We start from the raw sequence: 7,276 nt of genomic DNA, 5'->3' as shown, positions 1-7,276 counted from the left end.
GTACGGGTGAGGACACTTCGACCACCGCGACCGCGGATGCTCACACTCCTTGAAAAACGACCCCATCCCACGAACCAACGACCCAGTCAGCAAAATCTACGTCCCATGACAAGCAGCTAGTTACGCGCGCACTACCGAGCGGCAAGCAATTCTGGCGGCGCACGGCCCTGGAAATGCATTCACCAGCCCGTCACTCGCTGTTGCTTCACCCACGCTTCAACTTCTGAAACCTTGAACCGGATCTTGGCATTCGAACCTGGACCGAACCTGTAAATCGCCAGCCCCGAACGAGCAGCATTCTTGTAGAGCCATGAGACGGACACGTTCAAATAGTCAGCCGTTTCCCTAATGCCCATAAACTGAACTGCCATAGCCACTCCCTAGACGCTCTACACAGCTGTTCAGCGGCACCAGGTCACTTCTACAAGTCTGCATCGAGGAACACATGCTCTACATGGTCGCCACCCGCCAGCACCAATAATCCAGAGGATCGCCGGTTTGGCTAACCGGCGATCGTCGGCTATGTTTCGTGCGGGCCACGTCCTCTCCCTGACTCACGACCACCGCGTCAGCTGGTTTCAGGACTCGTGCTGATCACTTGCTGATCGCTCCAGGCCGGCCTGTAGAGGCATCCAAAGCCGTACCGGGACGTCAGGCCCTGCCACACGCCGATCCAGCTCGCGGTTGAGCCCCGCCCTCACCTTCACCGATAACGACCGACCTTCGTTGTGCCCGTACAGCTGGGTAAGGTCGCTCTATCCGAGCTGGAGAGGTAGTTGCATGGCCAACGATATTGTGATCGCGCAGACGACCAGCGACGACGAGGAGCAGGCGAAGGCACTGGCCCGGGGTGCGGTCGAGAGCAAGCTGGCAGCGGGCGTTCACATCGATGCGCCGATCACCGCCTTCTACTGGTGGAAGGGGAAGGTCGAGGCGGCGCAGGAGTGGCGGATCTCGTACATGACCACGACGGACCGTCTCCCGGCGCTGGAGGCGTGGCTGCACGAGAAGCACCCGTACGACGTCCCTCAGTGGGTCACGCTGCCTGTTACGGGCGGCTCAGAGGCGTACCTGTCCTGGGTTGTCGAGGAGACGTCACAGCACTGAGGAGCGACGGGGGGCGGCACGACGGCGTTCGCGTCCTGGGCTCACCCCTGCACCGGCGGCTGGGGACTCAGGATGCGAAGTGGAGCAGATGCAAAGCGAGTTCCCGCGCGCTGTCAGGGAGCAATGCTGCGATAGTCGCTGCCCGCTCCTTGCCCATCGTGTTGGGCTTGGTCTGTGCCGCCGTCGCGAACTGGCGTGATACATAAACGCCTTGGTCTACGTCACCCCCACGCAGCAGGGCCGAAGCGAGATCACCGAGGACCACGACGCCCCCGTCCGGCAGTTCGTCTCCGAGGCGGTCGACTGCGGTGTCAGCTGCGGACGTTAGTTCCGGGCGTCCTAACTGGCCGTATACGGAGAGCGCCAACGAGTCCATGCGGTACGGGGTCACGAACCGGACCCACGCCTGCTCGCTGGTGTGATCCGCGAAGTCGTAGGCGAAGCGAGCTCGCTCCAACGCCCGGAGCGCCCCCATCTCGTCGCCGGCTACCGCAGCTTCCTCCGCGTGCCTGCCGAGGACCCAGGCGGCAGCAGTAGCGTTGCCGTGGCCTCGCACATCCCTGGCCGCTTGGGCAAGGCAGTCCATCTTCGCCTTCGGTGTCGAGCCGCCGTAGCTGCTGTAGGTCAGGACCAGGGCTCGGAGTGGAGGGTGCCCGGCAGTCGCCGCACACTGCGACGTGACCTTGTAGTAGGCGTCAGCTTTCCCGTGCTCGCCCAGATCCCAGGCCACCCAACCGGCCAGAGCGGCAGTTTCTCCGGCGGCTATGGTGAGAGCCCGTTCGTACTCGCCGGCACGAGGCAGAGCGGCGGTGATCGCGTCAAGATGCGACTCGACCGTGCTTTGTAGCCGCCTGGCGCTGAGATTGAGTTCTTGGACGTGCAGTTCAGCGGCCCGGTCGATGAGTGCGCCGGCGGAGGACGAATCGATCTTGGACCCCTTGCTGAGGGCGAAGGCGAGGCGCCCCCAGGGCTCGGCAGCCGCGCTCACGCCGATCGTGGCGCCACCCAGCAGCGTGCGACGCTTCACGGCGTCTTGGTCCTCCCCTGCATCGGCATGCCCCTTTCTCTTCCGAGCGCGGGCAGCCTTGGCCTCCCGCTGTAGCTCCTCGAAGGGGACACCGCAGGCCGCCGCGATGTGGCCGATTGTGTGATTGGTAGGGACGTTCTCGACTGCCCCTATAACGAGGGTTGCGACTGCACAGGTCTGACCAGGTGGAAGACCTCCCTGGCCGCATAGCGCTTGAGGCTTCGGACTATCTCGCGCCGGGTCTTGCCCTCCTTGCTGCGGCGTTCGTAGTACTCCTGGGTGCGTGGGTCGACGCGCAGGCGGGTCTGCACGATCCGGTGCAGGGCCGCGTTCGCTTGCCGGTCGCCGCCGCGGTTGAGGCGACGGTACCGCCGACTGCCCGAGGAACGCTCGACCGGGCTTACCCCGCACAGCGCCGCGAACGACGCCTCACTGCCCAGGCGTTCCGGGTTGTCCCCCACCGTGATCAGCAAAGTGACGGCCGTGTCCGGACCGATGCCCACCACCTCGAGCAGCTGCGGAGCGTGGCGTTCCACCAGCCGGGTCAGGCGGCCTTCCAAGTCCTGGACCTCGTCGCTGAGCTGCCTGATGCGTCGGGCCAGGAGGCCCAGGGTCACATGGGTGGCATGGAGCACCGCCCCCTCGCCGGCCTCGTGGTTCAGGCTGTCGTCGACGAGCCCGGCGCAGGTGCGGAAGAGTTCTGCGTTGCCCAGCCCGGCGAGTTCCTCTCTCAGCTGCGGATCGGCACGGATGAGGACGGCCTTGAGTTGGTTGATCGCCTGGGTGCGGGCCTTGACCGCCGAGTCCTTGGCTAGTTTGTACATGCGGGCGATCTCCACTGGCCCATCGCCCGTCTTGGCCTGGGCGTGCGCCCGCCCGCTCAGTACCGACCGGGCCGCGTTCTCGGCATCGAGCGGGTCGGACTTGCCGCGCCGGCGGCGGTCGGCCCGGTCGAACCGGTTCACATCGAAAACGTCCACGCCCTGGGCCAGCAGGTAGCGGGACAGGGCAGCTCCGAAGGAACCGGTCCCTTCCACTCCGGCCCGGCGCACCGTACCCGACGCTTTGGCCCACCCCAGCAGGTTGCGGTATCCAGCCGCGGTGGCCGGGAACTCCTCGGTACCGATCACTTCCCCCACCAGGGAGAGCACAGCGGCCACATGGGCATCCCGGTGCGTGTCCACTCCCAGGACCACCTCCCCCGCCGGTCGCCGCCGACGAGGACGCGAAGCGGTGGACGTGCTGGTCATGGTCGTTCCTTTTCAGGCCGACGGCTTGTCGGGTAGCCGGCACCGGGCCCGTGCGGACGGTCAGAATCGTGATGACGCCTTTCCGGCAAGCCCCTATCGAGACACGCCCGGTCAGCCCGAGACCAGCAACGCACCGTCCCCGACCGGCGGTTCGACACAGTGTGATCAGGACACCGCGGTCAGAGATCTCAGGAGTCAGACCCCGCCGCAGGACGGCACCCGCCCATTCTCCATACCGTCACAGCCGCTCGCCCCAGGTCCGCGGAAGATGCTCAACCCCATCTCAGAAACGCCCTGAATCGACGCTGGGCCGACCACAACGGATCACGAAGGTCGACATCGCGTTCAACAGCCTCAGCAGCCATAGTCAACCGAACTTGGCGAACGTCGGGCTGGTAAGCAGCGCATCCGCGTTGCTCCAACAGTCCGAGCTAGCCCGCAGGTGAGGCCACGCCCGCCGGGTGCTCGCCGCCCCGTTCACCGTGCCCCGCCACCACCGACCGGGCAGCGGCGCTGGATTGGCTGGCCCCTGCCTTGGCAACCGTCGGCATCGAAGGCGTGTTGTGGACAGAGCCAGCAGTTGACCACTGACCGAACAAGGATGATGAGGACATCGCCGGTCTGGGTTGAAGCGTCTGGTCAGGGCCGGATGATGACTTTCAATGCTGCACGGTCGTTCATTGCGCGGTAACCGTCGGCGATCTCTTCCAGGGCGAGCACGCGGTCGAAGACGCGGCCGGGTTGGATCTCCCTGTTGAGGATGTGCGGCATCAGTTCCTCGATGTAGGCCCGCGCGGGAGCGACGCCGCCGGTGAGGGTGATGTTGCGCAGGAAGTCGCCGAAACCGAACGGTACATCGGTGAACTGCGGGGCGCCGACCCGACTGATCGTGCCGCCGTCGCGGACTACGCCGAAGCTCTGCTCGATCGCGTCCTTGAGTCCTACGCATTCCAGGACCTTGCGGGTGCCCTCGCCGCCGGTCAGTTCCCGCACCTTGGCGATGCCGTTCTCTCCCCGCTCGGCGACCACGTCGGTGGCGCCGAAGTCGCGGCCCAGGTCGGTGCGCGTCTGGTGGCGGCCCATGAGAATGATCTGTTCGGCGCCCAGGAGCTTGGCGGAGATCACGGCTGCCAGACCCACGGCGCCGTCGCCGATGACGGTGACGCTGTCACCGCGTGTCACGCCGGCGGTACGGGCGGCGTGGTAGCCGGTGCACAGGATGTCGGACAGGGTCAGCAGGTCCGGCAGCAGCTCGGAGTCCTCGCTCACGGGCAACTTCACCAGGGTGCCGTCGGCGTAGGGGACGCGGGTCGCCTCGCCCTGGCGTCCGTCGACGCCGTTCACGCCCCACTGCCCGCCGTGCAGGCAGGAGGTGTGCAAACCTTCGCGGCAGTACGCGCAGGTGTTGTCGGAGTAGACGAAGGGCGCCACGACCACATCGCCGCGCTTGAGGGTGTGCACCTCGGAGCCGGTCTCCTCCACGACTCCGAGGAATTCGTGACCCATGTGGCGCGGATTGTCGGTGCGCGGCAGGGACTTGTAAGGCCACAGGTCGCTGCCGCAGATGCAGGACAGCACGATTCGTACGACGGCGTCGGAGGGGTCTTGGATCTTCGGGTCGGCGACGTTCTCGACGCGTACGTCGTCGGCCGCGTACAGCAGGGTGGCGCGCATGAGCTCAATTCCTCGATGGGTGGGAAAGCAGGGGGGCGGCGGGGCCGCCTCCACGGCGGCGGTCGGGTCAGTGGCTGTGGGTGCGCGGGGAGCGGTACTGCTCGTCGGTGACGTGTTCGAGCCAGGTGGTTTCGGGCCGGTCGTCGTCGGGTGCGGTGCCTTCCCACAGCGCGAGGTGCTGCATGAAGCGGTCCTCGGTGGCACCGTGCCAGTGCTCTTCGCCGGGCGGGCAGGTCACGGTCTCGCCGGGGTGGGCCTCGTAGACGGTGCCGTCGCGGGTGCCGATCAGGGCGAGGCCGGCGACGACGTGGAGGGTCTGGCCGACGGCGTGGTGGTGCCAGGCGGTGCGGGCGCCGGGGGCGAAGCGCACCATGTTGGCGCGCAGGCGGGAGGGTTCTTGGCCTGCGTGGATGACGTCGAACCAGACGTCACCGTTGAACCAGTTGTCGGGGCCTTTGCCGGTGGGCTGCGGCTTGACGAACTCCACGGGGGTGCTCCTTGCTCTCGTGCGGGTGGTGCGGGCCGGTCAGCGTTCGAGCATGCGCAGCCCGGCTTCGGTGTGGGTGTCTCCGGCGGCCGGGGGAAGGCTGGAGAGCCTGGTCAGGACGTCGGCGGGCAGCTGGAGGCGGTCGGCGGCGGTGTTCTCCTCGACGCGGGTCACGCGCTTGGTGCCGGGGATGGGGGCGATGTCGTCGCCCTGGGCGAGCAGCCAGGCGATCGCGACCTGCGCGGGGGTGGCGCCTACGTCGGCGGCGATGGCCTGGACTTCGTCGGCGAGGGCCAGGTTGCGGCGGAAGTTCTCGCCGGTGAAGCGGGGGTTGCCGCGTCGGAAGTCGCCTTCTTCGAAGTCGTTCTCGTTGCGGACGGTTCCGGTGAGGAAGCCGTGTCCGAGCGGGGAGAACGGCACCAGGCCGATCCCGAATTCCCGAAGGACGGGCAGGATGCGGTCCTCGATGCCGCGGGTCCACAGCGAGTACTCGGACTGTACGGCGGTGATGGGGTGGACGGCGTGGGCGCGGCGGATGGTGTCCGGGCCGGCCTCGGACAGGCCGATGTGGCGGATCTTGCCCTCGGTGACGAGTTCCGCCAGCGTGCCGACGACTTCCTCGATCGGGGTGTTCGGGTCGACGCGGTGCTGGTAGTACAGGTCGATGTGGTCGGTGCCCAGTCGCTTCAGGGAGCCTTCGAGGGCGGTGCGGATGTTGGCCGGGCTGGAGTCCAGCGTCCACGCACCGGCTCCGGCATGGGAGACGAGGCCGAACTTGGTGGCCAGGACGACCTGGTCGCGGCGGCCCTTGAGTGCCCGGCCGAGCAGGTCCTCGTTGGTGTAAGGGCCGTAGATCTCGGCGGTGTCGATCATGGTGACGCCGAGGTCGATGGCCCGGTGCACGGTGCGGATGGACTCTGCGTCGTCGGTCCCGGCGCCGGTCAGGCCGTGGGACATGCCCATCGCGCCCAGGCCGATGCGTGCGACGTCGAGGTCTCCCAGCTTGATGTGCTTCATGATGTCGTGTTTCTCCTGACGAACAGGGTTCGGTTGGCTCGGTGCGACCGGGGCGGGCGGTGTGTCGGCGGCCCGGACGGCGTCCTTCATCACTGTGCAGTCGCGCGGCCGGCGGCGCAGGCCAAGGGGCTGCGTGTGCTCAGGCGTAGAGGGGGGCAAGGTCGGCGTAGACCTGGGAGACACTCACCAGGTCGCCCTCGAAGGTCAGGACATTGCAGACGGGCAGGGTGACCGTCTTGCCGTCCTTGCGGCGGTACTCGATGTCGAACTGCACGGTGACGGTGTCGCCGCTCTCGTGGATCGCGAGGATGTGGTGGGTGACGCCCTCGATCGTGTCCCAGAAGGCCACTGTCGCCTTCTTCACGTTCTCCCGTCCGATGACGGGCTCGGTGTTCGCGAAGACGGACTTCACGTCCGGCGCGAGGTGCGCGACGAAGGCGTCGGCGTCGTGGCGGTCCGCGGCGGCGGCCAGCGAGGCAATGTCGCGGGGCATGCGTACTCCTACGTTGTGATCGGCCCAGCAGGGCCGGATATGTGCGGGGTCTGTGGCTGCCAGGGCGCGATGGCCGGCGCCCGACCTTGTTCAGGCTGCCGCCCGGCGCGGGCGATAGGCAGGCCGCGATCTGCAGGGGAACAGCTAGTGACCTGAGTCAGAGATTCTTCGGCAGTAGGCGGCCACCTTGTCGAGGATCTCGTCGGCGGTCTTGGTCCAGG

The 7,276-nt window shown here is 67.1% G+C and carries 7 protein-coding genes and 1 pseudogene; 1 reads left to right on the top strand and 7 read right to left on the bottom strand.

Features of this window, described 5'->3' with window-relative positions; translation table 11 throughout:
• Positions 1–179: 179 nt before the first annotated feature.
• The gene (locus tag IE318_RS43840; protein WP_189908409.1) at positions 180–371 is read right to left on the bottom strand and encodes a helix-turn-helix domain-containing protein; all 192 of its coding nucleotides are present in this window, start codon (positions 369–371) and stop codon (positions 180–182) included.
• Between the two features lie 409 nt (positions 372–780).
• Between IE318_RS43840 and cutA the strand changes: the two genes are divergently transcribed.
• On the top strand, positions 781–1,107 hold the full coding sequence (gene cutA, locus IE318_RS43835; RefSeq protein ID WP_189908408.1) for a divalent-cation tolerance protein CutA: 327 nt from the start codon (positions 781–783) through the stop codon (positions 1,105–1,107).
• 67 nt (positions 1,108–1,174) lie between these two features.
• On the opposite strand, the pseudogene IE318_RS43830 reads toward cutA, so the two are convergent.
• The 6 genes and pseudogenes from IE318_RS43830 to IE318_RS43805 form a co-directional block, all read right to left on the bottom strand.
• Positions 1,175–2,275: pseudogene (locus tag IE318_RS43830) on the bottom strand (NsdA family TPR-like regulatory protein); the annotation flags it as partial.
• Positions 2,276–2,283: 8 nt separating this feature from the next.
• On the bottom strand, positions 2,284–3,384 hold the full coding sequence (locus IE318_RS43825; protein WP_189908407.1) for an IS110 family RNA-guided transposase: 1,101 nt from the start codon (positions 3,382–3,384) through the stop codon (positions 2,284–2,286).
• A 639-nt stretch (positions 3,385–4,023) separates the two neighbouring features.
• Positions 4,024–5,058 (bottom strand): zinc-binding dehydrogenase, encoded by a 1,035-nt coding sequence (locus IE318_RS43820; protein WP_189908406.1) that lies wholly within the window; start codon positions 5,056–5,058, stop codon positions 4,024–4,026.
• Between the two features lie 67 nt (positions 5,059–5,125).
• Positions 5,126–5,545, bottom strand: coding sequence for a (R)-mandelonitrile lyase (locus IE318_RS43815; RefSeq protein WP_189908405.1), 420 nt, complete (start codon positions 5,543–5,545; stop codon positions 5,126–5,128).
• Positions 5,546–5,584: 39 nt separating this feature from the next.
• Positions 5,585–6,562, bottom strand: coding sequence for an aldo/keto reductase (locus IE318_RS43810; RefSeq protein ID WP_189908404.1), 978 nt, complete (start codon positions 6,560–6,562; stop codon positions 5,585–5,587).
• 139 nt (positions 6,563–6,701) lie between these two features.
• Entirely contained in the window at positions 6,702–7,055 is a 354-nt protein-coding gene (locus IE318_RS43805; protein ID WP_189908403.1) for a nuclear transport factor 2 family protein, read from the bottom strand.
• Between the last annotated feature and the right edge of the window lie 221 nt (positions 7,056–7,276).

Source organism: Streptomyces spiralis (genome assembly GCF_014654675.1).
Classification (GTDB): domain Bacteria; phylum Actinomycetota; class Actinomycetes; order Streptomycetales; family Streptomycetaceae; genus Streptomyces; species Streptomyces spiralis.
This window is presented reverse-complemented; position numbering and strand designations above follow the sequence as displayed.

Coding starts and splice junctions, on each gene's coding strand:
- IE318_RS43840 (WP_189908409.1), bottom strand. CDS start 371: ATGGCAGTTCAGTTTATGGGCATTAGGGAAACGGCTGACTATTTGAAC.
- cutA (WP_189908408.1), top strand. CDS start 781: ATGGCCAACGATATTGTGATCGCGCAGACGACCAGCGACGACGAGGAG.
- IE318_RS43825 (WP_189908407.1), bottom strand. CDS start 3,384: ATGACCAGCACGTCCACCGCTTCGCGTCCTCGTCGGCGGCGACCGGCG.
- IE318_RS43820 (WP_189908406.1), bottom strand. CDS start 5,058: ATGCGCGCCACCCTGCTGTACGCGGCCGACGACGTACGCGTCGAGAAC.
- IE318_RS43810 (WP_189908404.1), bottom strand. CDS start 6,562: ATGAAGCACATCAAGCTGGGAGACCTCGACGTCGCACGCATCGGCCTG.
- IE318_RS43805 (WP_189908403.1), bottom strand. CDS start 7,055: ATGCCCCGCGACATTGCCTCGCTGGCCGCCGCCGCGGACCGCCACGAC.